At 71.0% G+C, this 25703-nt stretch carries 21 protein-coding genes; 17 read left to right on the top strand and 4 right to left on the bottom strand.

Annotation, left to right across the window (positions count from 1 at the left end; translation table 11 throughout):
• Window positions 1-68: 68 nt before the first annotated feature.
• The 8 genes from recG to mutM all read left to right on the top strand — a co-directional run bounded on the left by recG (window position 69) and on the right by mutM (window position 7496).
• Window positions 69-2315 (top strand): ATP-dependent DNA helicase RecG, encoded by a 2247-nt coding sequence (gene recG, locus ACH4G3_RS39125; protein ID WP_397628934.1) that lies wholly within the window; start codon window positions 69-71, stop codon window positions 2313-2315.
• A gap of 108 nt (window positions 2316-2423) precedes the next feature.
• On the top strand, window positions 2424-3011 hold the full coding sequence (gene rsmD, locus ACH4G3_RS39120; RefSeq protein ID WP_397628933.1) for a 16S rRNA (guanine(966)-N(2))-methyltransferase RsmD: 588 nt from the start codon (window positions 2424-2426) through the stop codon (window positions 3009-3011).
• Between the two features lie 26 nt (window positions 3012-3037).
• Complete coding sequence (gene coaD, locus ACH4G3_RS39115; RefSeq protein ID WP_397629064.1) at window positions 3038-3517, top strand: pantetheine-phosphate adenylyltransferase; 480 nt, start codon at window positions 3038-3040, stop codon at window positions 3515-3517.
• 121 nt (window positions 3518-3638) lie between these two features.
• Window positions 3639-4715: an ATP synthase F0 subunit B gene (locus ACH4G3_RS39110; RefSeq protein ID WP_397628932.1), complete on the top strand. Its 1077-nt coding sequence runs from the start codon at window positions 3639-3641 to the stop codon at window positions 4713-4715.
• A 129-nt stretch (window positions 4716-4844) separates the two neighbouring features.
• On the top strand, window positions 4845-5489 hold the full coding sequence (locus tag ACH4G3_RS39105; protein WP_397628931.1) for a YceD family protein: 645 nt from the start codon (window positions 4845-4847) through the stop codon (window positions 5487-5489).
• Window positions 5490-5491: 2 nt separating this feature from the next.
• A complete protein-coding gene (gene rpmF, locus ACH4G3_RS39100; RefSeq protein WP_003951102.1) occupies window positions 5492-5665 on the top strand; it encodes a 50S ribosomal protein L32 in 174 nt (57 codons plus the stop codon).
• Window positions 5666-5714: 49 nt separating this feature from the next.
• Complete coding sequence (rnc, locus tag ACH4G3_RS39095; RefSeq protein ID WP_397628930.1) at window positions 5715-6524, top strand: ribonuclease III; 810 nt, start codon at window positions 5715-5717, stop codon at window positions 6522-6524.
• 111 nt (window positions 6525-6635) lie between these two features.
• Complete coding sequence (gene mutM / locus ACH4G3_RS39090; protein WP_397628929.1) at window positions 6636-7496, top strand: bifunctional DNA-formamidopyrimidine glycosylase/DNA-(apurinic or apyrimidinic site) lyase; 861 nt, start codon at window positions 6636-6638, stop codon at window positions 7494-7496.
• Here the strand turns inward: mutM and ACH4G3_RS39085 are convergent.
• Together ACH4G3_RS39085 and ACH4G3_RS39080 are read right to left on the bottom strand one after the other, a co-directional pair.
• Complete coding sequence (locus ACH4G3_RS39085; protein WP_243379253.1) at window positions 7486-7884, bottom strand: winged helix-turn-helix transcriptional regulator; 399 nt, start codon at window positions 7882-7884, stop codon at window positions 7486-7488. The genes mutM and ACH4G3_RS39085 overlap by 11 nt on opposite strands.
• 82 nt (window positions 7885-7966) lie before the next feature.
• A complete protein-coding gene (locus ACH4G3_RS39080; protein WP_397628928.1) occupies window positions 7967-9121 on the bottom strand; it encodes a CAP domain-containing protein in 1155 nt (384 codons plus the stop codon).
• Window positions 9122-9282: 161 nt separating this feature from the next.
• Between ACH4G3_RS39080 and ACH4G3_RS39075 the strand changes: the two genes are divergently transcribed.
• The 4 genes from ACH4G3_RS39075 to ACH4G3_RS39060 all read left to right on the top strand — a co-directional run bounded on the left by ACH4G3_RS39075 (window position 9283) and on the right by ACH4G3_RS39060 (window position 15608).
• The gene (locus ACH4G3_RS39075; RefSeq protein ID WP_397628927.1) at window positions 9283-9564 is read left to right on the top strand and encodes an acylphosphatase; all 282 of its coding nucleotides are present in this window, start codon (window positions 9283-9285) and stop codon (window positions 9562-9564) included.
• Between the two features lie 381 nt (window positions 9565-9945).
• Window positions 9946-10149 (top strand): hypothetical protein, encoded by a 204-nt coding sequence (locus tag ACH4G3_RS39070; RefSeq protein ID WP_003993245.1) that lies wholly within the window; start codon window positions 9946-9948, stop codon window positions 10147-10149.
• Window positions 10150-10361: 212 nt separating this feature from the next.
• A complete protein-coding gene (gene smc, locus ACH4G3_RS39065; RefSeq protein ID WP_397628926.1) occupies window positions 10362-13967 on the top strand; it encodes a chromosome segregation protein SMC in 3606 nt (1201 codons plus the stop codon).
• Between the two features lie 222 nt (window positions 13968-14189).
• On the top strand, window positions 14190-15608 hold the full coding sequence (locus ACH4G3_RS39060; protein ID WP_397628925.1) for a sugar porter family MFS transporter: 1419 nt from the start codon (window positions 14190-14192) through the stop codon (window positions 15606-15608).
• A 431-nt stretch (window positions 15609-16039) separates the two neighbouring features.
• On the opposite strand, the gene ACH4G3_RS39055 is transcribed toward ACH4G3_RS39060, so the two are convergent.
• Window positions 16040-17011, bottom strand: a complete 972-nt coding sequence (locus ACH4G3_RS39055; RefSeq protein WP_397628924.1) for an LLM class flavin-dependent oxidoreductase — start codon at window positions 17009-17011, stop codon at window positions 16040-16042.
• Between the two features lie 150 nt (window positions 17012-17161).
• Between ACH4G3_RS39055 and ftsY the strand changes: the two genes are divergently transcribed.
• Window positions 17162-18361, top strand: coding sequence for a signal recognition particle-docking protein FtsY (gene ftsY, locus ACH4G3_RS39050; RefSeq protein WP_397628923.1), 1200 nt, complete (start codon window positions 17162-17164; stop codon window positions 18359-18361).
• Window positions 18362-18544: 183 nt separating this feature from the next.
• On the opposite strand, the gene ACH4G3_RS39045 is transcribed toward ftsY, so the two are convergent.
• Window positions 18545-19210, bottom strand: coding sequence for a bifunctional DNA primase/polymerase (locus ACH4G3_RS39045; RefSeq protein WP_354745427.1), 666 nt, complete (start codon window positions 19208-19210; stop codon window positions 18545-18547).
• A gap of 445 nt (window positions 19211-19655) precedes the next feature.
• Between ACH4G3_RS39045 and nsdA the strand changes: the two genes are divergently transcribed.
• The 4 genes from nsdA to ACH4G3_RS39025 all read left to right on the top strand — a co-directional run bounded on the left by nsdA (window position 19656) and on the right by ACH4G3_RS39025 (window position 25649).
• A complete protein-coding gene (nsdA, locus tag ACH4G3_RS39040; RefSeq protein ID WP_397628922.1) occupies window positions 19656-21155 on the top strand; it encodes a transcriptional repressor NsdA in 1500 nt (499 codons plus the stop codon).
• Window positions 21156-21494: 339 nt separating this feature from the next.
• On the top strand, window positions 21495-22838 hold the full coding sequence (locus ACH4G3_RS39035) for an ammonium transporter (RefSeq protein ID WP_397628921.1): 1344 nt from the start codon (window positions 21495-21497) through the stop codon (window positions 22836-22838).
• Window positions 22835-23173 carry a P-II family nitrogen regulator gene (locus tag ACH4G3_RS39030; protein WP_003993253.1) on the top strand — a complete coding sequence of 113 codons (339 nt, stop codon included), beginning with the start codon at window positions 22835-22837 and terminating at the stop codon, window positions 23171-23173. The genes ACH4G3_RS39035 and ACH4G3_RS39030 overlap by 4 nt, the downstream gene beginning before the upstream one ends.
• A gap of 28 nt (window positions 23174-23201) precedes the next feature.
• Window positions 23202-25649, top strand: coding sequence for a [protein-PII] uridylyltransferase (locus ACH4G3_RS39025; protein WP_397628920.1), 2448 nt, complete (start codon window positions 23202-23204; stop codon window positions 25647-25649).
• The last annotated feature ends 54 nt before the right edge of the window (window positions 25650-25703 follow it).

Here is a 25703-nt window from a genome sequence, read left to right as displayed (position 1 = left end):
GGATTTCCGGGACGTATACGGCGACCTGCGCCATGGCCTCTACGGCATTGTCAGTGGTGTGGTGTGCAATGGATCTCGTGCCCGCACTTCACGAACCGCTGCAACAACCACTGAAGTCGGTGCTCGGCCCCGCCACCGCGAAGGTGATGGCCGAGCACCTCGGCCTGCGCACCGTCGGTGACCTGCTCCACCACTACCCGCGCAGATACGAGGAGCGCGGCCAGCTCACACACCTCGCCGACCTCCCCATGGACGAGCACGTCACGGTGGTCGCCCAGGTCGCCGACGCCCGCCTGCACACCTTCGCCTCCGCCAGGGCCCCGCGCGGCAAGGGCCAGCGCCTGGAGGTCACGATCACGGACGGCAGCGGCCGCCTCCAACTGGTCTTCTTCGGCAACGGCGTTCACAAGCCCCACAAGGAGCTCCTGCCGGGCACCCGCGCGATGTTCGCGGGCAAGGTCTCCGTCTTCAACCGCCGTCTCCAACTCGCCCACCCGGCCTACGAGTTGCTGCGGGGCGACTCCGAAGACCCCGCCGAGTCCGTCGAGACGTGGGCCGGCGCCCTGATCCCGATCTACCCGGCCACCGCCAAGCTGGAGTCCTGGAAGATCGGCAAGGCGCTCCAGACGGTCCTGCCCACCGCCCAGGAGGCCGCCGACCCGCTGCCGGAATCCCTGCGCCGGGGCCGCGGCCTGGTGCCCCTCCCCGAGGCCCTCCTGAAGATCCACCGCCCGCACACCAAGGCGGACATCGAGGACGCCCGCGCCCGCCTGAAATGGGACGAGGCCTTCGTCCTCCAGGTCGCCCTCGCCCGCCGCCGCCACGCGGACGCCCAGCTCCCCGCGGTCCCCCGCACACCCAGCCCCGACGGCCTTCTCACGGCCTTCGACGCCCGCCTCCCGTTCACCCTCACCGAGGGCCAGCAGCGGGTCTCCCGGGAGATCTTCGAGGACCTGGCGACCGACCACCCGATGCACCGGCTGCTGCAAGGAGAGGTCGGATCGGGAAAAACCATGGTCGCCCTGCGCGCCATGCTCGCCGTGGTGGACGCCGGTGGCCAGGCCGCCATGCTCGCGCCCACCGAAGTGCTCGCCCAGCAGCACCACCGGTCGATCGTCGAGATGATGGGCGAGCTGGCCGAGGGCGGCATGCTGGGCGGGGCCGACCAGGCCACCAAGGTGGTGCTGCTCACCGGATCCATGGGCGCGGCCGCCCGCCGCCAGGCCCTGCTCGACCTCACCACGGGCGAGGCCGGCATCGTCATCGGCACGCATGCGCTGATCGAGGACAAGGTGCAGTTCCACGACCTGGGCCTGGTGGTGGTCGACGAACAGCACCGCTTCGGCGTCGAACAGCGCGACGCCCTGCGCGGCAAGGGCAAACAGCCCCCGCACCTCCTGGTCATGACGGCCACGCCCATTCCGCGCACGGTCGCTATGACGGTCTTCGGCGACCTGGAGACCTCCGTCCTCGACCAGCTCCCGGCCGGCCGCTCGCCGATCGCCAGCCATGTCGTCCCGGCCGCCGACAAGCCGCACTTCCTGGCCCGCGCCTGGGAACGGGTCCGCGAGGAAGTGGGCAACGGCCATCAGGCGTACGTGGTCTGCCCCCGCATCGGCGACGAGGAGGACGACCCGAAGAAGGCCGGCAGGAAGAAGTCCTCCGAAGCCCCCGGGTCCCCCGAGGACGCCGCGGAGAAGCGCCCGCCGCTCGCCGTCCTCGATGTGGCCGACCAGCTGGTCAAAGGACCCCTCCAAGGCCTCCGGGTCGAGGTGCTGCACGGCCGCATGCACCCCGACGACAAGGACGCGGTCATGCGCCGCTTCGCCGCCGGGGAGACGGACGTCCTGGTCGCCACGACGGTCATCGAGGTCGGCGTCAACGTCCCCAACGCCACGGTCATGGTGATCATGGACGCCGACCGCTTCGGCGTCTCCCAGCTCCACCAGCTGCGCGGCCGCGTGGGCCGCGGCTCGGCCCCCGGCCTGTGCCTCCTGGTCAGTGAGATGCCCGAGGCGAGCGCGGCCCGCCAGCGCCTGAACGCCGTCGCCGCGACCCTCGACGGCTTCGAACTCTCCCGCATCGACCTGGAACAACGCCGGGAGGGCGACGTCCTGGGCCAGGCACAGTCGGGCGCCCGCACCAGCCTGAGGATGCTCGCGGTCATCGAGGACGAGGAGATCATCGCCGAGGCGAGGGAAGAGGCGGCAGCGGTGGTGGCCGAGGACCCGGAGCTGACCCACCTCCCGGCCCTGCGGACAGCACTGGACGCCCTCTTGGACGAGGAAAGGGAGCAGTACTTGGAAAAGGGGTGACAGGTATTGCCCCCAAGGGGCGCGGGACTGTAGTCCATATGCGGCTACCGCCGCGCGGGCACGACCAGCCACAATGAACCTGAAGCCGCCCACACCCAAGGACCACAGATGACCCGCGTGATCGCCGGCACGGCCGGCGGACGCCGCCTGGCCGTCCCGCCAGGAACAGGAACCCGCCCCACATCGGATCGCGCCCGAGAGGGCCTCTTCTCCACCTGGCAATCCCTCCTGGGCGGCCCCCTGGAAGGCGAACGCGTCCTCGACCTCTACGCGGGATCAGGAGCCGTAGGCCTGGAGGCCCTCTCCCGAGGCGCGGGCCACGCCCTCCTCGTCGAGGCCGACGCGCGAGCGGCCCGCACGGTCCGCGACAACGTGAAGTCCCTCGGACTCCCCGGCGCCGAGGTCAGATCAGGCAAAGCGGAACAGATCATCCGCACGACACCCCCCGGCGACCCGTACAACCTTGTCTTCCTCGATCCCCCGTACGCCGTCACGGACGACGATCTTCGCGAGATCCTGCTCACACTCCGCGCGGAACGCTGGCTCGCCGAAGAAGCCCTCGTCACCGTGGAGCGCAGCACCAGGGGCGGTGAATTCCGGTGGCCCGAGGGTTTCGAAGCCCTCCGGGCCCGTCGTTACGGCGAGGGAACGTTTTGGTACGGTCGCGCCGCCTCTACGTGCGAAGACGCACGATGACCGGACCGGAGAGCGAGGGATCACAAGTGCGCCGCGCCGTATGTCCCGGGTCGTTCGACCCGATCACCAACGGACACCTCGACATCATCTCCCGCGCCTCCAGGCTGTACGACGAGGTCTACGTCGCGGTGATGATCAACCAGTCGAAGAAGGGCCTGTTCGAGATCGAGGAGCGGATCGACCTGATCCGCCGGGTCACCGCCGAGTACGGCAACGTCCGCGTCGAGGCCTTCCACGGCCTGCTCGTGGACTTCTGCAAGCAGCGCGACATCCCGGCCATCGTCAAGGGCCTGCGCGCGGTCAGCGACTTCGACTACGAGCTCCAGATGGCCCAGATGAACAACGGCCTCTCGGGCGTGGAGACCCTCTTCATCCCCACCAACCCCACCTACAGCTTCCTGTCGTCCTCCCTGGTCAAGGAGGTCGCGACCTGGGGCGGCGACGTCTCCCACCTGGTTCCGGCGGAGGTCCTCCAGGCCCTGACCGAGCGCCTGGGGCGGGACTGAACCAGCCTCGGACACCCCACCGGAGCCTGACAGGCCGTCACCCGGTGTTCCCCGGCATCCCCCTGGCCGTACAGTCGTCCCGTCCGTCTCCAACGCATCTGTAGAGAGTGGCGAGCACACGGTGGACGTGCAGAAGAAGCTCGACGAGATCGTCGCCGCGGTCTCCGGCGCCCGGTCCATGCCCATGTCGGCCTCGTGCGTGGTCAACCGCGCCGAACTGCTCTCCATGCTGGAAGAGGTGCGCGCGGCGCTGCCCGGCTCCCTCGCCCAGGCCCAGGAGCTGATCGGCGACCGCGAGCAGATGGTCGAACAGGCCCGCCAGGAGGCCGAGCGCATCATCCAGACCGCGCACGCCGAGCGCGGCTCACTGATCTCCGACACCGAGGTCGCCCGCCGCTCCCAGGCCGAGGCCGACCGGATCCTCGCCGAGGCCCGCCAGGAGGCCGAGGAGATCCGCGCCGAGGCCGACGACTACGTCGACTCCAAGCTCGCCAACTTCGAGGTCGTCCTCACCAAGACCCTCGGCTCCGTCGGCCGCGGCCGCGAGAAGCTCCTCGGCACCGGCCCCGGCACCGACGAGCAGGGCTACGAGGACGAGGACGCCCCCGAGCGCAGCCACGACCCGGAGACCCTGCGCCGCACCGCCGACGAGTACGTCGACGTCAAGCTCGGCGCCTTCGAGGCGGTCCTCGCCAAGACCCTGGACGCCGTCGGCCGCGGCCGGCAGAAGCTGCACGGCCGGATCGCCACCGACGACCTCGGCGCCCTCGCCGACGACAACAGCACCGTCCAGCACTCCAGCGACGCCGACTACCTCGCCGGCCTGGCCGCCCTCGCGGAGGAGAAGCCCCCGGCCGAGCAGCCCGCCCAGCAGCAGGACTACGGCCAGCCGCAGCCGGCCTACGCCTACCAGCAGCAGCCCGACCCCTACAGCGGCGGCTACCCGCAACAGCCGTACGCCGCCCAGCAGGACCCGTACGGCTACCAGCACGCCGATCCCTACGCCTACCAGGGCTACGACCCCCAGCAGGCCGCGTACGACCAGAACCAGGCCCAGCAGGCGCAACAGGCCCAGCCCGGGCAACACGAGCATCAGGGGCACCAGGCATACGCCCTGGACGAGACCAGCCTCTTCGACACCGGCATGATCAGCGCCGAGCAGCTCCGGGCCTATGAGCAGGGCCGCGGCAACGGCTGAGCACCGGATTGGGCCGACAGGCAAAGGTCCAGTATCCTGGCTCTTCGGTCGCGCGTACGTCCGCGATCACCGCTGCCCGGGAACACCGAAGGGCGGCGTCTCCCTCAGCTCAGCAGACCGAAAGCAGGAATGGCCCTGAACGCCCGCCTCGACCACCGCAACCCCCTCGTGTTCGACACACACGAGCTGGGTCGGCGGCCTGGTGCGCTACAGCGCCTGACCCGCACGGTCGACGCTCCCCAGGACCTCGGTATTAAGGGAGTCATCGGAGTGCCGGAAGGCGCCCCGGTGGAGCTCGAACTCCGCCTGGAGTCGGTCATGGAAGGTGTGCTCGTCACAGGCACCGCCCGTGCCGCTGCCGAGGGGGAGTGCGTAAGGTGTCTGGAGCCGCTTCAGCTCGACGTCGAAGCGGAGTTCCAGGAGATGTTCTCGTACCCTGACGCCGACGACCGGGGCCGCGTGATCGCGGAGCCGGGCGACGACGCCGAGGACGACGAGGACAGGCTCTTCCTCGAGGACGGCCTGTTCGACCTCGAGCCCGTGCTGCGTGATGCGGTGGTGCTCGCACTGCCGATGCAGCCGGTGTGCCAGGAAGACTGCCCTGGTCTGTGTGCCGAGTGCGGCGCACGGCTGGCGGACGACCCGGACCACCACCATGACGCCGTCGACATCCGTTGGGCGGCATTGCAGGGACTCGCCGGCACCATGAAGGACGGCGAGAAGGACGAGATGAGCGGCGCCGAACCGGGCGTCGACGAGAAGCAGGAGAAGTAGCCGTGGCTGTTCCGAAGCGGAAGATGTCGCGCAGCAACACGCGCCACCGCCGGTCGCAGTGGAAGGCTGCGGTCCCCACCCTGGTTGCGTGCGAGCGCTGCCACGAGCCCAAGCAGCAGCACATCGCGTGCCCCTCTTGCGGCACTTACAACAAGCGCCAGGTCCTCGAGGTCTGAGCGGCTGGTGAGAGGCACTGTGTCCACGCCTAAGAACAAGCCTTCCCGCGTGAGCGGAAGCACAACGGCGGACAACCAGGCCTCGTCCCACACGCTTCTGGAAGGGCGGCTCGGCTACAAGGTCGAGTCCGCCCTTCTGGTGCGAGCACTGACCCACCGGTCGTACGCATACGAGAACGGCGGTCTGCCGACCAACGAGCGTCTGGAGTTCCTCGGGGACTCCGTGCTCGGCCTGGTCGTCACGGACACGCTGTACCGCACCCACCCCGACCTGCCTGAAGGCCAGCTGGCCAAGCTGCGGGCCGCGGTGGTGAACTCGCGTGCGCTCGCCGAGGTGGGCCGCGGGCTCGACCTGGGCTCCTTCATCCGGCTCGGCCGCGGTGAAGAGGGCACGGGCGGGCGGGACAAGGCGTCCATCCTCGCCGACACCCTGGAAGCGGTGATCGGCGCGGTCTATCTCGACCAGGGCCTGGACTCGGCGGCGGAGCTGGTGCACCGCCTGTTCGACCCCCTGATCGAGAAGTCCTCGAACCTCGGAGCCGGCCTGGACTGGAAGACCAGCCTCCAGGAGCTCACCGCGACCGAGGGGCTCGGCGTGCCCGAGTACCTGGTCACGGAGACCGGCCCCGACCACGAGAAGACCTTCACTGCTGCCGCCCGCGTCGGAGGCGTCTCGTACGGCACCGGCACCGGCCGCAGCAAGAAGGAGGCGGAGCAGCAGGCCGCCGAGTCCGCGTGGCGGTCCATCCGGGCCGCGGCGGACGAGCGCGCCAAGGCGGCCAAGGCCGCCGAGGCGACGCAGACGGCGGCGGCTCAGGCCGCCCACACGGCCGTCGACGGCAGCAGCGTCGACGGCTGACAAGCCGGCCGCCCTCACCCGGCGGCCGGCACAGCACAGCGCACCCGAGCGCCCGCCCCTGCCCGGGGTCGGGCGCTCGGGTCATCCGCACGTTTGTGACGGGGGACCCCCATGCCCGAGTTGCCCGAGGTCGAGGTCGTCCGGCGCGGTCTGGAGCGGTGGGTCGCCCACCGGACCGTCGCCGAGGCCGAGGTGCTCCACCCGCGCGCCGTGCGCCGCCACCTCGCGGGCGCCGACGACTTCGCGCACCGGCTCAAGGGCCACCGCATCGGCGTCCCGAGCCGCCGCGGCAAGTACCTGTGGCTGCCCCTGGAGGACACGGATCAGTCGATCCTCGCCCACCTCGGCATGAGCGGCCAGCTGCTGGTGCAGCCCCACACGGCCCCGGACGAGAAGCACCTGCGCATCCGCGTCCGCTTCACCGACACCCTGGACACCGAACTCCGCTTCGTCGACCAGCGCACCTTCGGCGGCCTGTCGCTGCACGACAACACCCCGGACGGCCTGCCCGACGTCATCGCGCACATCGCCCGCGACCCGCTCGATCCGCTCTTCGACGACGAGGCCTTCCACCGGGCGCTGCGCCGCAAGCGGTCCACGATCAAACGGGCCCTGCTCGACCAGTCGCTGATCAGCGGCGTCGGCAACATCTACGCGGACGAGGCCCTGTGGCGCGCCCGCATCCACTACGAGCGCCCGACCGCGACCTTCACGCGCCCGCGCACCCTGCTGCTCCTCGGCCATGTGCGGGACGTCATGAACGCGGCCCTCGCGGTGGGCGGCACCAGCTTCGACAGCCTGTACGTCAACGTCAACGGCGAGTCGGGCTACTTCGACCGGTCCCTCGACGCGTACGGCCGCGAGGGCCTGCCCTGCCGGCGCTGCGGCACCCCGATACGCCGACGGCCCTGGATGAACCGGTCGAGCTACTACTGCCCCAAGTGCCAGCGGCCCCCGCGGATCACGCCCTAGCGGCGTCGTACCGCTCGCGCGCGGTCAGTACGTCGTCCATGCTGCCCTCCACGAAGTGGATCAGAGCGAGCAGCCGCTCGGCCACGCCGCGTCCCAGCGGCGTCAGTTCGTAGTCCACGCGGGGCGGATTGGTCGGCTGGGCCTCGCGGTGCACCAGGCCGTCGCGCTCCAGCGCGTGCAGCGTCTGGGAGAGCATCTTCTCGCTGACGCCGTCGACGCGGCGACGCAGCTCGTTGAAGCGCAGCGAGCCCTCGTACAGGGCGCCCAGCGTCAGCGCGCCCCAGCGGCCCGTGACGTGCTCCAGCGTGCCGCGCGAAGGGCAGGCCTTGGCGAACACGTTGTACGGGAGGTCGTCCAGCCCCGCCGTGAGCTCCTGGGTCGTGGTCATATGCCCAGCGTACGCCAGCGCAGCGCTAACCGACAGATTGCGCTAACCGGTGGTTAGCGCACCGCAGGGCTCAGCATCCGGCTCAGTAGCCGAAGTTCTGGGTCCACCACGGGCCGCCCGACCCGAACTCGACACCGACGCCCAGCGTCTTGAAGTCGCAGTTCAGGATGTTGGCGCGGTGGCCGGGGCTGTTCATCCAGGCGTCCATCACCGCCGCGGCGTCGGCCTGGCCGCGGGCTATGTTCTCCCCGCCGAGGTTGGATATCCCGGCCTTCCCGGCCCGGTCCCACGGCGTCCTGCCGTCCGGGTCGGTGTGGTCGAAGAAGCCCCGCGCGGCCATGTCCTCGCTGTAGTCCTGCGCCAGCTCGGTCAGCGCGCTGTTCGCGGCGACCGCACTGCACCCCACCTTGGCCCGCTCCTCGTTCACGAGCTTGAGCACCTGGGCAGCGGCGGCGGACTCCTCGGAGAGGGCGGCGGGCGCGCTGGGCTTCTGCGGCGCCTTCGTGGCCGTACGGGAGGGGGTGTCGTCCTGCTTCTCGCGAGGGGTGGCCGCCGGTGCCTTCTTCTCCGGCGTCTGTTCCGGCTTCTCCGGCGTCGCCGTCTTCTCCGGCGTCTTCGTCGGCGCGGCCGACGACTTCGAGGCGGACGGTGACGGCGACGGCGACAGGGAGCGCTCGGCGTCCCGGCTCGTGGGCGCGCCGTCCCGGCCGTCGGCGCTGCCGGTGGTGCCACCCTGCTCGATCGGGCTGTTCGTCGGTGTGTCCCCGGCCTGCACCTTGTCGGCGCCGCCGCCACCACCGAGCCGGTAGTTCTCGAGGCCGGGCACCGCGCCCGTGGCGACCGCGACCGTGCCGATGGCGACCGCGGCGGACACGCCGAGCAGCCCGGTGCGCATCGGCCGTGCGGCAGCCTTCTTCCGGCGGCGGTGTGAGCCGGAACGCCGGGCGCCGCCGTCGGGAGTGAAGCTGTCACCGGCGAAGTGGGCCGTGCCGGCGTTCTGGTTGTCGTAGCCGTCACCCGGCTCGGAGGCGCCCGTGGCGAACAGGTAGGCCTCGCTCTTCGCGTAGGTGCCGGCGTACGCCTCGGGGTTCAGGTAGGGCGCGATGCCCATCGTCGGGCCGTCCCCCGCGGGGGAGTGCAGCGGGTCGCGGCCTGCGACGGAGCCGTCGGCCTGCGTGATCCCCGTGGCGCGGCCCGTGGCGGCGCGGCCGGCGGCGGAGCGTCGGTGGCGTCCCATGTCCTGGCCTTCCTCGTCCTGGCGGTCGACTCGTCCTCGAGATCAACACCAAACTCACTCGATCGTGTGAGTTTCATATGAGATTCGTTGGGTGGGGACGGTACCGCATGGCGCAAGTGGAGGAAGTGCCGCGAGCGAGATCGGGCGGTTAGGTTGCAGTCATGAGTGAGGATGTGCGACTGGTCGCCTGGGTGCGTGGACGCGTCCAAGGTGTGGGTTTCCGCTGGTTCACGCGGGCCAAGGCCCTGGAGATCGGCGGCCTGAGTGGTTTTGCTCTCAATTTGGGCGACGGACGCGTCCAAGTGGTCGCGGAGGGCGCGCGAGAGGGCTGTGAAGGCCTGCTGCAGTGGCTCCAGAGTGACGACACGCCCGGCCGCGTGGACGGCGTCACCGAGATCTGGGACACACCTCGCGGAGGCTACGAGGGCTTCGCCATCCGCTGACTCCACACCGCCGGACGGCCCCCGGGCCCGCCCGCGGACCGGCCGCCGGGGGCCTCCCCGAACGGAAACTTGCTGGTGATTGCCGAGAATCACTTGCCTTGGCAGACCGCACACGCAAGGATGATCGCCACGCCCCGAAGGCCCCGCAGAAGCGCCGACACCGCCGTTCCAGGCCGTGCGCGCCCGGGTTGCCGCCAATACGGGGCGTGATCGTGTTGACCGTCAAACTTTTTGGTGAGACGCTGAAAGCACCCCGCGCACCTAGCTGTTTGGCATGGCTGAACGGCAGCACAACTCCAGGCCCTGCCAAGACTGCGGGTGCGGAATCCCTCACGACCCACACCGCATCGGTCGGTCACTCATTGTGGAGGACCATCCATCATGGCAAAGGCGCTTCTCGGTTACGTCGGCGGCTCCGACCCTCGACTCCTCGCCGAGATGCGACGGCTCCAGCAGCGCGTCCAGGACCTGGAATCCGAGCTCGTACGGATCCAGGCGGAGAACGAAGCGCTGACGGCTGCCGCTTCTCACGACAGGATCATGGAGAGCGTTGACGCACACCAGGCGGAGCCTGCGCTCACCTGATCACTGCACCGCTCCACAACAGCACCGCAGTGGTTGGGCCGCCCGTCACAACCGCTGAGTTGTCAGAAGTGCAAGGGACGCCCTAGGCGTCCCTTCTTTCTTTCCCCCGCGCATCCTTTCACTGTCTTTAACGTCTGATGTGCCCTGCGCGTTCAGCGGCGAAACCGTGGGTTCATGGAGTGAGACGAACCCGGGCGGTAGAGTCCAGCGGCGTGCACCTCAAGGCCCTGACCCTCCGCGGGTTCAAGTCGTTCGCATCGGCGACCACACTCCGGTTCGAGCCGGGCATCACGTGCGTCGTCGGACCGAACGGCTCGGGCAAGTCCAACGTCGTGGACGCGCTCAGCTGGGTCATGGGCGAGCAGGGCGCCAAGTCGCTGCGCGGCGGCAAGATGGAGGACGTCATCTTCGCCGGCACCACCGGCCGCCCCCCGCTGGGCCGGGCCGAGGTGTCCCTGACCATCGACAACTCCGACGGGGCCCTGCCCATCGAGTACGCCGAGGTCACCATCACGCGGATCATGTTCCGCAACGGCGGCAGCGAGTACCAGATCAACGGCGACACCTGCCGCCTCCTCGACATCCAGGAGCTCCTCTCCGACTCCGGCATCGGCCGCGAGATGCACGTCATCGTCGGGCAGGGCCAGCTCGACTCCGTGCTGCACGCCGACCCCATGGGCCGCCGGGCCTTCATCGAGGAGGCCGCCGGCGTCCTCAAGCACCGCAAGCGCAAGGAGAAGGCGCTGCGCAAGCTGGACGCGATGCAGGCCAACCTGGCACGCGTGCAGGACCTCACCGACGAACTCAGACGGCAGCTCAAGCCCCTCGGCCGCCAGGCCGCGGTCGCGCGCCGGGCCGCCGTCATCCAGGCCGACCTGCGCGACGCCCGGCTGCGCCTGCTGGCCGACGACCTCGTACGGCTGCGGGAAGCCCTCAAGGCCGAGGTCGCCGACGAGGCCGCGCTGAAGGAGCGCAAGGAGGCCGCCGAGCAGGAGCTGCGCAAGGCGCTCCAGCGCGAGGCGCTCCTGGAGGACGAGGTACGGCAGCTCACGCCGCGCCTGCAGCGCGCCCAGCAGACCTGGTACGAGCTCTCCCAGCTCGCCGAGCGGGTGCGCGGCACGATCTCGCTGGCCGACGCCCGCGTGAAGAGCGCCACCTCCGCGCCCCCCGAGGAACGGCGTGGCCGCGACCCCGAGGACATGGAGCGCGAGGCCGCCCGCATCCGCGAGCAGGAGGCCGAGCTGGAAGCGGCCCTGGAGGCGGCCGAACACGCCCTGGAGGACACGGTCTCCCACCGCGCCGAGCTGGAGCGTGCCCTGACCCAGGAGGAACGGCGCCTGAAGGACGCCGCCCGGGCCATCGCCGACCGGCGCGAGGGACTGGCCCGGCTCAGCGGCCAGGTCAACGCGGCCCGCTCCCGCGCGGCCTCCGCCCAGGCCGAGATCGAACGCCTGGCCGCCGCCCGCGACGAGGCGCAGGAACGTGCCGTCGCAGCCCAGGAGGAGTACGAGGCCCTCCAGGCCGAGGTCGACGGCCTCGACGCCGGCGACGTCGAACTCGCCGAGCAGCACGAGGCGGCGAAGCAGCAGCTCACCGACGCCGAGGCCGCCCTCACGGCAGCCCGCGAGGCGACCACTGCGGCGGAGCGCAAGCGCGCCGCCACCCAGGCCCGCCACGAGGCCCTGGCGCTCGGCCTGCGCCGCAAGGACGGCACCGGGATACTGCTCGCGGCGCAGGACCGTCTCTCCGGCATCCTCGGCCCGGCGGCGGAACTCCTGACGGTGACCCCGGGCCACGAAGTCGCCCTCGCGGCAGCCTTCGGAGCCGCGGCGGACGCGATCGCGGTGACGAGCCCGTCGTCGGCGGCAGACGCGATCCGACTCCTGCGCAAACAGGACGGAGGCCGTGCGACTCTGCTCCTGGCAGGAGACCCCCGCCCCGGGGGCGCGGGGCTGTGTCAGACATGCGGCTGCCGCCGCGTGGGCGCGACCAGCCCCGACGAACCCGCAGACGCACGACACACCTACGCCGCCGACCTGGTCCGCGGCCCCACCGACCTCATGCCTGCCGTCCGACGGCTGCTCCACGGCATCGTCGTCGTCGGCACCCTCGAAGACGCCGAAGACGTCCTCTACGCCCACCCCGACCTCACCGCCGTGACGGCCGAAGGCGACCTCCTCGGCGCCCACTTCGCCCACGGCGGCTCCGCCGGCGCCCCCAGCCTGCTCGAAGTACAGGCCTCCGTCGACGAGGCCGCAGCCGAGCTGGAAGAGCTCGCCGTCCGCTGCGAGGAGCTGACCGAGGCCCAGCAGGCGGCGGTGGAACGCCGCAGGGAGTGTGCCGCGCTGGTCGAGGAGCTGGGGGAGCGGCGCCGGGCCGCCGACCGGGAGAAGTCGGCCGTGGCCCAGCAGCTCGGCCGGCTCGCCGGGCAGGCCCGGGGCGCGGCGGGGGAGGCCGAGCGTTCCACCGCCGCCGCGGCCCGTGCCCAGGAGGCCCTCGACAAGGCGCTGCAAGAGGTGGAGGAACTCGCGGAGCGGCTCGCCGTCGCCGAGGAGATGCCGATCGAGGAGGAGCCCGACACCTCAGTAAGGGACCGGCTCGCCGCCGACGGCGCCAACGCGCGCCAGACCGAGATGGAGGCCCGCCTCCAGGTCCGTACGCACGAGGAACGGGTCAAGGGACTGGCCGGACGGGCCGACTCCCTGGACCGGGCCGCCCGCGCGGAACGCGAGGCACGCGCGCGTGCCGAGCAGCGGCGCAACCGCCTGCGGCACGAGGCGGCCGTCGCCGAGGCCGTCGGCTCGGGCGCCCGGCAGCTGCTCGCCCACGTCGAGGTCTCCCTCGCCCGCGCCGACGAGGAGCGCACCGCGGCCGAGGCCGCCAAGGCCCGCCGCGAACAGGAACTCGCCCGCGCCCGCACCGAGGGACGCGATCTCAAGGCCGAACTCGACAAGTTGACGGATTCGGTCCACCGGGGCGAGGTACTCGGCGCCGAGAAGCGGCTGCGGATCGAGCAGCTGGAGACGAAGGCGCTGGAGGAGCTGGGTGTGGAACCGGCCGGGCTCGTGGCGGAGTACGGACCGCACCAGCTCGTGCCGCCCTCGCCCCCCGCCGAGGGCGAGGAGCTGCCGGAGGATCCGGAGCACCCGCGCAACCGGCCGAGGCCCTTCGTCCGCTCCGAGCAGGAGAAACGCCTGAAGTCGGCCGAGCGCGCCTACCAGCAGCTCGGCAAGGTGAACCCGCTCGCCCTGGAGGAGTTCGCGGCGCTGGAGGAACGTCACCAGTTCCTCAGCGAGCAGCTGGAGGACCTCAAGAAGACGCGGGCGGATCTCCTCCAGGTGGTGAAGGAGGTCGACGAGCGTGTCGAGCAGGTCTTCACCGAGGCCTACCGGGACACGGCCCGGGAGTTCGAGGGCGTCTTCAGCCGGCTGTTCCCGGGTGGTGAGGGGCGGCTGATCCTGACCGACCCCGACAACATGCTCACCACGGGCGTGGACGTCGAGGCCCGTCCGCCGGGCAAGAAGGTCAAGCGGCTGTCACTGCTCTCCGGAGGGGAGCGGTCGCTGACCGCCGTGGCGCTGCTCGTGTCGATCTTCAAGGCACGGCCCAGTCCGTTCTACGTCATGGACGAGGTCGAGGCCGCCCTCGACGACACCAACCTCCAGCGGCTCATCCGGATCATGCAGGAGCTCCAGGAAGCCTCCCAGCTGATCGTGATCACCCACCAGAAGCGCACGATGGAGGTCGCCGACGCGCTGTACGGCGTCTCCATGCAGGGCGACGGTGTGTCGAAGGTCATCAGCCAGCGCCTCCGCTAGATAGGTGTGCTCTACACCTGTCTCACCTGCGGCTCTTCGAGCCTTCAATTCTTGAACACATCACTGACACACCTCTGCCTCAGATTCACAGGCTGGGACCTATTGACTTCGAAACTTGAAGACATAGTCTCGGCAACGTTCCTTTTACCTTCAGGTACCTTCAGGTGGCACCTCGAAGGCTGATTCGCTCCGGCAGCGTTGCCGGTGGCCCGAGGAGTACACGTGACCAGCACAGCGCAGGCACCCAAGTCCGGAGCCAGGGCGGCTCATCCCGAGCATCTCGGGCATGTCATCTTCATCGCGGCAGCGGCCGCGATGGGCGGTTTCCTCTTCGGCTACGACAGTTCCGTGATCAACGGCGCCGTCGAGGCCATCCGGGACCGTTACGACGTCGGCTCCGCAGCCCTCGCCCAGGTCATCGCCATCGCCCTCATCGGCTGCGCCATCGGCGCCGCGACCGCCGGCCGCATAGCCGACCGCATCGGCCGCATCCGGTGCATGCAGATCGCCGCGGTCCTCTTCACGATCAGCGCCGTCGGCTCGGCGCTGCCCTTCGCCCTGTACGACCTCGCCTTCTGGCGCGTCGTCGGCGGCTTCGCCATCGGTATGGCCTCGGTGATCGGCCCGGCCTACATCGCCGAAGTCGCCCCGCCCGCCTACCGCGGCCGGCTCGGCTCCTTCCAGCAGGCCGCGATCGTCATCGGCATCGCCGTGTCGCAGCTGGTCAACTGGGGTGTACTGAACGCCGCCGACGGCGACCAGCGCGGCAAGCTGATGGGCCTGGAAGCCTGGCAGGTCATGCTCGGCGTCATGGTCGTCCCGGCCGTCCTCTACGGGCTGCTCTCCTTCGTCATCCCGGAGTCCCCGCGCTTCCTCATCTCCGTCGGCCGGCACGAGCGCGCCCGGGAGATCCTCACCGAGGTCGAGGGCAAGGACGTCGACCTGGACGCCCGTGTCACCGAGATCGAGCACGCCATGAAGAGCGAGCACAAGTCCAGCTTCAAGGACCTGCTCGGCGGCAGCTTCTTCTTCAAGCCGATCGTCTGGGTCGGTATCGGACTGTCGGTCTTCCAGCAGTTCGTCGGCATCAACGTCGCGTTCTACTACTCCTCGACGCTGTGGCAGTCGGTCGGCGTCGACCCGACGGACTCGTTCTTCTACTCCTTCACCACGTCGATCATCAACATCGTCGGCACCGTCATCGCGATGATCTTCGTCGACCGCATCGGCCGCCGGCCGCTCGCGATCATCGGCTCGGTCGGCATGGTCATCGGCCTGGCGCTGGAGGCCTGGGCGTTCTCGTACCACCTGGTCGACGGCAAGCTGCCCGCCACGCAGGGCTGGATCGCCCTGATCGCCGCGCACATCTTCGTCCTCTTCTTCGCCCTGTCCTGGGGCGTGGTCGTCTGGGTCTTCCTCGGCGAGATGTTCCCCAACAAGATCCGTGCCGCCGCCCTGGGCGTGGCCGCGGCCGCGCAGTGGATCGCCAACTGGGCGATCACCGCGAGCTTCCCGTCGCTGGCCGACTGGAACCTGTCCGCGACCTACGTGATCTACACGGCGTTCGCCGCGCTCTCCATCCCGTTCGTCCTGAAGTTCGTCAAGGAGACGAAGGGCAAGGCCCTGGAGGAGATGGGCTGAGCCCGTCCCGCACACTCGGGGAGGAGGGCCAAAGTCCCCGCTGCCCCTCTCCCCGTAACCCGCCGCCGCCCCGGTTCGGCCACTGCCCGAGCCGGGGCGGCGGTCCGTCGTTCACCAGATCAGGACGCCGGCACGACTCTTTTGCCCGCAGCAGTGCCACCTCCCGCAGGAAACCGGGCACCTCGTCGGCCTCGACGAACAGGTTGTCCTCGGCCAGGACCGGAAGGTGGCGCGCGCCCAGTGAGCGCACCGTCCCGGAGCCCCACACCGTTCGGCGCCAGGCCTCGAAGCCGGCGGAGTCGTCGCACCCCTCCGGGACGTCGAGGACCCGCCACTCTCCGTTCGCGTCGCGCACGAACACATCCACCGACAAGGTCATGCGCGCAGTGCATCATCGACGGGCGGTGGCGTTCCAGCGGAAATCGGGCGCGTCAGCCCGCCAACCGCGGCAGCACCTGCTCGCAGAACAGCTGCAGACTCCGCCACCCCTCCTCCACCGGCATCCCGCCCGCGAGCGGATGCAGGACGAAGGAGTCCAGCCCCAGCCCCGCACACTGCTCCGGCGCGAGGATCCGGTAGACGCCCTCCGCGCGCAGGTCCCCGACCGTCGTCGCCGCCGATTTCACCGCCGAGCGCACCCCGCCCGACTGCCAGGAGGCGTACGTCCGCGCCTCGTGCAGGAAGTGCTCCCCGTACTGTGCCCACGCCCGGTCCGGGTCCTCGGCCACATGCAGCAGCGGTGTCTCGGCGGCGGGCATCATCACCCAGCCCTCGGTGCCGTACTCGACGAGACGCTCCTTGTAATACGCCTCCAGCTCCGGCAGATGCGCACTGGGGAAGAAGGGCAGGCCGAGCCGGGCGGCCCGGCGGGCGGCGGCCCTGGAAGAGCCGCCGACCAGGAGCAGCGGGTGCGGCTGGGTGTACGGACGCGGAGTGATGCGGACCGTGCGGCCCCGGTAGCGGAAGGGCTCGCCGGTCCATGCCTTCAGCAGCGTCTCCAGCAGCTCGTCCTGGAGCCGCCCGCGCCGGGTGAAGTCCACGCCGAACAGGTCGTACTCCTCGGGCCGGTACCCGATCCCGGCGACCGTCACCAGCCGGCCGCCGCTCAGCAGGTCCAGCACGGCGATCTCCTCGGCGAGCCGCAGGGGGTCGTGCAGCGGGCCGATGATCGCCGAGACCGTGACCGCGACACGCCGAGTGGCGCCGAAGACGGCCCCCGCGAAGGCGAACGGCGACGGCAGCCAGTTGTTGCCGGCCCCGTGGTGCTCCTCCGTCTGCACGGTGGTCACGCCCTGGTCGTCGGCGTACGACGCCATCTCCAGGGCCGCCCGGTAACGGGCGCCGAGCTCGGCGGGGGCGGCCCCGGGAGCGACGAGGTTGAAGCGTACGACCGAGACGGGCATGGGATGTCTCCCTCCACCGGGCGGGTGTCCGGAGGACGTTAGCTGACGGGGCGTCAGACATCCAGGGGTGTGGAGATCCGGCGGCCCCGGTGCCGGGAGGGCGGCACAAGCCGCGTGACCCGGGGCCCCATGACTGATACTGGACCCGTTATGGACATCGTCATCCTTGCTGTAGTCATCGCCGTGGTCGTGCTCGGCGCGCTCGGCGGGCTCATCGTCGGCAGCCGGCGCAAGAAGCAGCTGCCCCCGCCCCCGCCCGCAGCGCCCGACATCACCGCCCCACCGGCCGAGCCGCACGTCGGCGACGAGGCCGAGACGCCGCGGGAGGAACCGCGGCGCACGATAGAGGAGGTGGATCTCCCGGACGGATCGGCTCCGGTCGTCGTCGAGGAGCCGCCCGCCGAGGCTCCCGAGATCGAGATCCCGGAGCCCACCGCAGGCCGCCTGGTCAGGCTGCGGGCCCGGCTCTCCCGCTCGCAGAACGCTCTCGGCAAGGGTTTGCTGACCCTGCTGTCGCGCGAGCACCTCGACGAGGACACCTGGGAGGAGATCGAGGACACCCTGCTCACCGCCGACGTCGGTGTGCAGCCCACCCAGGAACTGGTCGAGCGCCTGCGCGAGCGCGTGAAGGTGCTCGGCACGCGCACCCCCGACGAACTGCGCACCCTGCTGCGTGAGGAACTGGTCACGCTGGTCGGCCGGGACATGGACCGCACGGTCAGGACCGAGCCGGAGGACCGCAAGCCGGGCATCGTGCTGGTCGTCGGCGTCAACGGCACCGGTAAGACCACCACCACCGGCAAGCTCGCCCGCGTCCTGGTGGCCGACGGCCAGAGCGTGGTTCTCGGTGCCGCCGACACCTTCCGTGCCGCCGCCGCCGACCAGCTCCAGACCTGGGGCGAGCGCGTCGGTGCCTACACCGTGCGCGGACCGGAGGGCGGCGACCCGGCCTCCGTCGCCTTCGACGCGGTCAAGGAGGGCAAGGAGATGGGCGCGAACGTCGTGCTCATCGACACCGCCGGCCGTCTGCACACCAAGACCGGCCTCATGGACGAGCTCGGCAAGGTCAAGCGGGTCGTGGAGAAGCAGGCCCCGGTGGACGAGGTGCTGCTCGTGCTCGACGCCACCACCGGCCAGAACGGCCTGGTCCAGGCCCGGGTCTTCGCCGAGGTCGTCGACATCACCGGCATCGTCCTCACCAAGCTGGACGGCACGGCCAAGGGAGGCATCGTAGTCGCGGTCCAGCGCGAGCTGGGCGTCCCGGTCAAGCTGGTCGGGCTCGGCGAGGGTGCGGACGACCTGGCACCGTTCGAGCCGGAGGCGTTCGTTGACGCTCTTATCGGAGAGTGAGCTGCGGCAACCGCCCGGCAGCCACATCCGGAATTTCGTATGCGGTACGAAGCGCCCGCCCCGATACACCGTCGGGTCGGGCGCTTCGCTGTGTCCGTCCCAGATGCGCCTAGGGCCTGTCGTTTGGATCAGGTCGCAGGAAAGCGACCGTGCTGTTCACCGGCGTGATCCAAACGACAGGCCCTAGGCGCGTGAACGGTGCGCCACGTACGCCAGCGTGCCCAGCACCAGGCGGGCCTCCGGGGGCCTGGACGCCGAGTCCAGGGCGGGGGAGCGCAGCCAGCGCACTGGGCCGAGGCCGCCGCGGTCGGAGGGCGGTGCCGTGATGTGCGCGCCGGGGCCGAGGCCGCGCAGGTCGAGGGCGGCCGGGTCGTCCCAGCCCATGCGGTAGAGCAGGCCGGGCAGGTCGGCGGCGGCGCCGGGGGCGACGAAGAAGTGGGCGCGGCCGTCCGGCGTCGCCGCGACCGGGCCGACGGGCAGGCCCATGCGTTCCAGCCGGGCGAGCGCGCGGCAGCCGGCCGGTTCGGCCACCTCGATGACGTCGAACGCCCGGCCGACCGGCAGCATCACCGAGGCGCCCGGGAACTCGCCCCAGGTCTCGGTAACGTCGTCCAGCGTCGCCCCCGCGGGGATCACCGGCGCGAAGTCCAGCGGATGCGCGCCCGGCGCCGGGCAGTCACGGCGGCCGCAGGAGCAGGCGCCCGCCGCGGCCCGGGCGCCCGGCACCACGTCCCATCCCCACAGGCCGGTGTACTCGGCCACGGCCGTGCCGTCCGACGTGCGGCCGCGGCGGCGGGAGCCGGACCGGATGTCGCGCATGCCCCGGCTGATGCCGATCGTGAAGCCCATGCCCCCTCCAACGGGTCCGACGCACCGGTGGTTACGCTGCGGACGCGGTGCGTGACTCTCTGTTTCCGCCTTCCCGGCGGCGATCGGTTCACTCCGCGCCCGGAAGCACCCAGGGTGGTGCGCCTGGCGACACGCGCCCCTGAGTGCATCGCTGCACCCGCTCCTGGTTGTCCTGTGTCAAGTCAATCGCGGTCGCGTGGACGTGAGTTCATTCGAAGGGGTGGCGAATGGTGGCGTTTCCGTGTGAGCCGTGGCTGGACGGGTGATCGTAGGATTACTTTGTGTGCACGAGTCCTGGGGGCACATGCACTCGTGGGTATGCCGGAGGCAAGTCGGTATTCCGTTCGAAGGGTGACAAGGACCGGACGGGCGGCCGTACGAACCGGCATGCTGATAGGGCTTGGCGCACTCGGCGACAAGTGGTCTCAGGGATGGGGGCGTTCCAGTGAGCGGCAACGGCGGAAGCGGGACGAACGCTGCAAACGCGACGCACGCTGACAAGCGCCCGAACGAGCTGCTCACCTCCTGGTTCGTGCGCAGCGGCTGGTCCAAGGGCGAGCTCGCCCGCCAGGTCAACCGCCGGGCCCGCCAGCTGGGCGCCAACCACATCTCCACGGACACCTCGCGCGTGCGCCGCTGGCTCGACGGCGAGAACCCCCGCGAGCCGATCCCCAGGATCCTGTCCGAGCTGTTCTCGGAGCGCTTCGGCGTCGTCGTCTCCGTCGAGGACCTGGGGCTGCGCACCGCGCGCCAGTCACCCTCCGCGACCGGCGTCGACCTGCCCTGGACGGGCCCGCAGACCGTGGCCCTGCTCAGCGAGTTCTCGCGCAGCGACCTGATGCTGGCGCGGCGCGGCTTCCTCGGGAGCTCGCTGGTCCTGTCTGCGGGCCCGGCCCTCATCGAGCCCATGCAGCGCTGGCTCGTGCCCTCGCCCCCGGCACCGCGGTCGGAGCCCGAGCCCGCGGCCGGCGCCTCCGGGCGGGCCCGCGGCCGGCTCTCCAAGCCGGAGCTGGACCTCCTGGAGTCCACGACCGTGATGTTCCGGCAGTGGGACGCCCAGTGCGGCGGCGGCCTGCGCCGCAAGGCGGTCGTCGGCCAGCTGCACGAGGTGACGGACCTCCTCCAGGAGCCCCAGCCCGAGACCACCACCCGGCGCCTGTTCAAGGTCGCCGCCGAGCTCGCCGAGCTGGCCGGCTGGATGTCGTACGACATCGGGCTCCAGCCGACGGCCCAGAAGTACTTCGTCCTCGCGCTGCACGCCGCGAAGGAGGCCGGTGACCGGCCCCTCGGTTCGTACGTGCTGTCCAGCATGAGCCGGCAGATGATCCACCTCGGCCGGCCCGACGACGCGCTGGAGCTGATCCACCTCGCGCAGTACGGCAGCCGGGACTGCGCGAGCCCGCGGACCCAGTCGATGCTGTATGCGATGGAGGCCCGCGCCTACGCCAACATGGGCCAGCCCGGCAAGTGCAAGCGGGCGGTCCGGATGGCCGAGGACACCTTCGCCGAGGCCGACGAGTGGGACGAGCCCGACCCCGACTGGATCCGCTTCTTCTCCGAGGCCGAGCTGTACGGCGAGAACTCGCACTCGTACCGCGACCTGGCCTATGTCGCCGGCCGCAGCCCGACCTACGCCTCGCTGGCCGAGCCCCTGATGAAGCGGGCCGTGGAGCTCTTCTCCGAGGACGGCGAGCACCAGCGGTCGTACGCACTGAACCTGATCGGCATGGCCACGGTGAACCTCCTCCAGCGCGAGCCCGAGCAGTGCACCGTGTACGCCTCACAGGCCATGCAGGTCGCCAAGAAGGTCCGCTCCGAGCGGGTCAACACTCGTATCCGAAAGACGGTCGACACGGCCGCACGCGACTTCGGTGACCTCGGCGAGGTCGTCGACCTCACCGAGCGGCTCGCAGCCGAGCTGCCCGAGACGGCCGAGGCCGTCTGAGCTGCCGTCCTCCCAGAATCCGCCCATCCCCTGAACCCCGGCCGCGGCCGGCCCTCCCGAACTGCCCGACTCGGCTCCCCCATGCCAGGTCATCGGAAGGCCGACCGCGGCCGGACCTGCTTCCTCGCGGAAGATTGCGTCACGATAACGATCGACGCGGCCGGCATCCGGCAGTTCATCGAGGCGTAACACACAGAGCGCCTTCGTCACGGCGGCGAAACAACGAGGGGCTTCCACCGAAACCGCGCTGCGCCAATCTCGTGGCGCATAACCGGCCCACCCCTCATTCCGCTCGAGGCTTCGCCCGCACGGGGCCGTACCAACGACGAGGAGACGCCGATGGCACCAGCCATCACCCTTGCCGCAGAAGCACCCAAGCTGTCTGCCGCCAACACAGGGTTCATGCTCATCTGTTCCGCCCTGGTGATGCTCATGACCCCGGGCCTGGCCTTCTTCTACGGAGGCATGGTCCGCGTCAAGAGCACCTTGAACATGCTGATGATGAGCTTCATCAGCCTGGGGATCGTCACCATCCTGTGGGTGCTGTACGGCTTCTCCATGGCGTTCGGCACCGACTCCGGCAGCCTCATCGGCTGGAACTCCGACTGGGTCGGCCTCAGCAACATCGGCCTGACCCAGCTGTGGGACGGCTACACCATCCCGATCTTCGTGTTCATGGTCTTCCAGCTGATGTTCGCGATCATCACGCCCGCCCTGATCAGCGGTGCCCTCGCCGACCGCGTGAAGTTCAGCGCGTGGGCGCTGTTCGTCGCCCTGTGGGCCACGGTCGTCTACTTCCCGGTCGCGCACTGGGTCTGGGGCGCCGGCGGCTGGGCCTTCGAGCTGGGTGTGATCGACTTCGCCGGTGGTACGGCGGTCCACATCAACGCCGGTGCCGCCGCCCTCGGCGTGATCCTCGTCATCGGCAAGCGCGTCGGCTTCAAGCGGGACCCGATGCGCCCGCACAGCCTGCCGCTGGTCATGCTCGGTGCCGGTCTGCTGTGGTTCGGCTGGTTCGGCTTCAACGCCGGCTCCTGGCTCGGCAACGACGACGGCGTCGGCGCGCTGATGTTCGTCAACACGCAGATCGCCACCGCCGCCGCCATGCTGGCCTGGCTCATCTACGAGAAGATCCGCCACGGCGCGTTCACCACGCTGGGCGCCGCCTCCGGCGCGGTCGCCGGTCTGGTCGCCATCACCCCGTCCGGCGGTGCGGTCAGCCCGCTCGGCGCGATCGCCGTCGGCGCCATCGCCGGTGTGCTGTGCGCCATGGCCGTCGGCCTGAAGTACAAGTTCGGCTACGACGACTCGCTCGACGTCGTCGGCGTCCACCTGGTCGGCGGTGTCGTCGGCTCCCTGCTGATCGGCTTCTTCGCCAGCGGCCACGGCCAGTCCGACGTCGCGGGCCTCTTCTACGGCGGCGGCCTGACCCAGTTCTGGAAGCAGTGCGCCGGTGTCTTCGCGGTGCTGGCCTACTCGCTGATCGTCTCCGCGCTCCTCGCCTTCATCCTCGACAAGACCATGGGTATGCGGGTCACCGAGGACGACGAGGTCGCCGGCATCGACCAGGCCGAGCACGCCGAGACCGCATACGACTTCAGCGGCGCCGGTGGCGGTGCCGCCAAGACCGCCGCCGTCGCGGCCGCCGTGGCCGGAGCCGAGAGCAAGAAGGTGGACGCATGAAGCTCATCACCGCCGTCGTGAAGCCGCACCGGCTCGACGAGATCAAGGAAGCCCTCCAGGCATTCGGAGTGCACGGCCTGACGGTCACCGAGGCCAGCGGCTACGGTCGTCAGCGGGGCCACACCGAGGTCTACCGCGGTGCCGAGTACACGGTCGACCTGGTCCCCAAGATCCGCATCGAGGTCCTGGTCGAGGACGACGACGCCGAGCAGCTGATCGACGTCGTCGTCAAGGCGGCCCGCACCGGCAAGATCGGTGACGGCAAGGTCTGGTCCATCCCGGTCGACACGGCCGTACGGGTCCGGACCGGCGAGCGCGGCCCCGACGCGCTCTGAGGCAGGCAAACAGAACAGGAGTCGCTGGGTGACGGGTACGGACGTGCAGAAGGAAGCAGAGGATTCGGGACCCAGCGGCTACGCGGCGGCCCGGCTGCGTCTCCTCACCGAGGAGGCGCGGTCCGGGCCGCCGCGCCGTGCGGCCCTGGCCGAACTGACCGACGACTGGCTCACCGGCCTGTTCGCCGCGGGCGCGGAAGGGCTGCGCGGGGTCTCCCTGGTCGCCGTCGGCGGCTACGGCCGCGGCGAGCTCTCCCCGCGCAGCGACCTCGACCTGCTCCTGCTGCACGACGGCAGCGACGCCAAGGCGGTCGCCGCCCTCGCCGACCGGCTCTGGTACCCGGTGTGGGATCTGGGCCTGGCCCTGGACCACTCCGTCCGCACGCCCGCCGAGGCCCGCAGGACCGCGGGGGAGGACCTCAAGGTCCAGCTCGGCCTGCTGGACGCCCGGCACCTCGCCGGTGACCTCGGCCTCACCGCCGGACTGCGTACGGCCGTGCTGGCCGACTGGCGCAACCAGGCGCCCAAACGCCTCCCCGAACTGCAGGAACTGTGCGCCGAACGCGCCGAGCGCCAGGGCGAGCTGCAGTACCTCCTGGAACCCGACCTGAAGGAGGCCCGCGGCGGGCTGCGTGACGCCACCGCGCTGCGCGCCGTCGCCGCCTCCTGGCTCGCCGACGCCCCGCGCGAGGGCCTCGCCGACGCCCGGCGCCGGCTCCTCGACGTCCGGGACGCCCTGCACCTGGCCACCGGGCGGGCCACCGACCGGCTCGCGCTCCAGGAGCAGGACCAGGTGGCCGCCGAGCTCGGCCTGCTCGACGCGGACACGCTGCTGCGGCAGGTGTACGAGGCGGCGCGGCTCATCTCGTACGCCAGTGACGTCACCTGGCGCGAGGTGGGGCGCGTACTGCGGTCGCGCGCCGTGCGGCCCCGGCTGCGCGCCATGCTGGGCGGCGGAAAGCCGACCGCCGAGCGTTCTCCGCTGGCCGAGGGCGTAGTGGAGCAGGACGGCGAGGTGGTGCTCGCCCGTGCCGCACGCCCCGAGCGCGACCCCGTGCTGCCGCTGCGCGCCGCGGCCGCCGCCGCGCAGGCCGGACTCCCGCTCTCCCTGCACGCCGTACGGCGCATGGCGGCCACCGTGCGCCCGGTGCCCACACCCTGGCCCGCCGAGGCCCGCGAACAGCTCGTCACCCTGCTCGGCTCCGGCCGCCCGACCATCGAGGTCTGGGAGGCACTGGAGGCCGAAGGGCTGATCACCCGGCTGCTGCCCGACTGGGAGCGGGTGCGCTGCCGCCCGCAGCGCAACGCCGTGCACCTGTGGACCGTCGACCGGCATCTCATCGAGACCGCCGTGCGCGCCTCCGAGTTCACCCGCCGGGTGAGCCGCCCCGACCTGCTGCTGGTCGCCGCGCTGCTGCACGACATCGGCAAGGGCTGGCCGGGCGACCACTCGGTGGCCGGCGAGATCATCGCCAAGGACGTGGCCGCGCGCATCGGCTTCGACCGCCACGACGTGACGGTCGTCGCCACCCTCGTCCGGCATCACCTGCTGCTCGTCGAGACGGCCACCCGGCGTGACCTGGAGGACCCGGCCACCGTGCGCTCGGTCGCCGAGGCCGTCGGCTCCCAGGGCACCCTGGAACTGCTGCACGCGCTCACCGAGGCCGACGCCCTGGCCACCGGCCCGGCCGCCTGGTCGTCCTGGCGCGGTTCGCTCGTCGCCGACCTGGTCGAGCGGGTCTCGGCGGTGCTCGCCGGGGACGCCCCGGACGATCCCGAGGACGCCGCGCCGACCGCCGAGCAGGAGCGGCTCGCCATCGAGGCGGTCGCGACGGGCAGCCCGGTCCTCTCCCTGCGGGCACAGACCGAGCCGCCCGCCGGACAGGAGCCCTCCGGCGACCCCGAGCCGCTCGGCGTGGAACTGCTCATCGCCGTCCCCGACCAGCCGGGTGTGCTGCCCGCGGTTGCCGGTGTCCTCGCCATGCACCGGCTGACCGTACGAACGGCGGAGCTGCGGTCCCTGACCCTCCCGGACGGCGTCGACGGCTCCGTCCTGCTGCTGGACTGGCGGGTCGCCGCCGAGTACGGCTCCCTGCCGCAGGCCGCCCGCCTGCGCGCCGACCTGGTGCGGGCGCTGGACGGCTCCCTGGACATCGCCGGACGCCTCGCCGAACGGGACGCGGCCTATCCGCGCCGCCGGGGCGTGGTGGCCCCGCCGCCCCGGGTGTCGGTCCACCCGGCCGCCTCCCGGCTGGCCACGGTCATCGAGGTCCGCTCCCAGGACGCGCCGGGCCTGCTGTTCCGCATCGGCCGCGCCCTGGAGGACGCGAGCGTGCTGGTGCGCAGCGCGCACGTCTCGACGCTCGGCGCCAACGCCGTGGACGCCTTCTACGTGACCGGTCCGGAGGGCGCGCCGCTGCCCGGTGACGAGGCCGAGTCGGTGGCGCGGAAGCTGGAGGAGACACTGCGTGGGTGAGGGCGACCCGGCGACTTGTCACGCCGGGATACCCTGGAGGGCGATTCCCCAGTC

Origin of the sequence: Streptomyces afghaniensis (genome assembly GCF_044327915.1) — a bacterium.
Classification (GTDB): Bacteria; Actinomycetota; Actinomycetes; order Streptomycetales; family Streptomycetaceae; genus Streptomyces; species Streptomyces afghaniensis.
The sequence above is the reverse complement of the archived record's forward strand: the minus strand, read 5'-3'. Positions and strand labels throughout refer to the sequence as shown.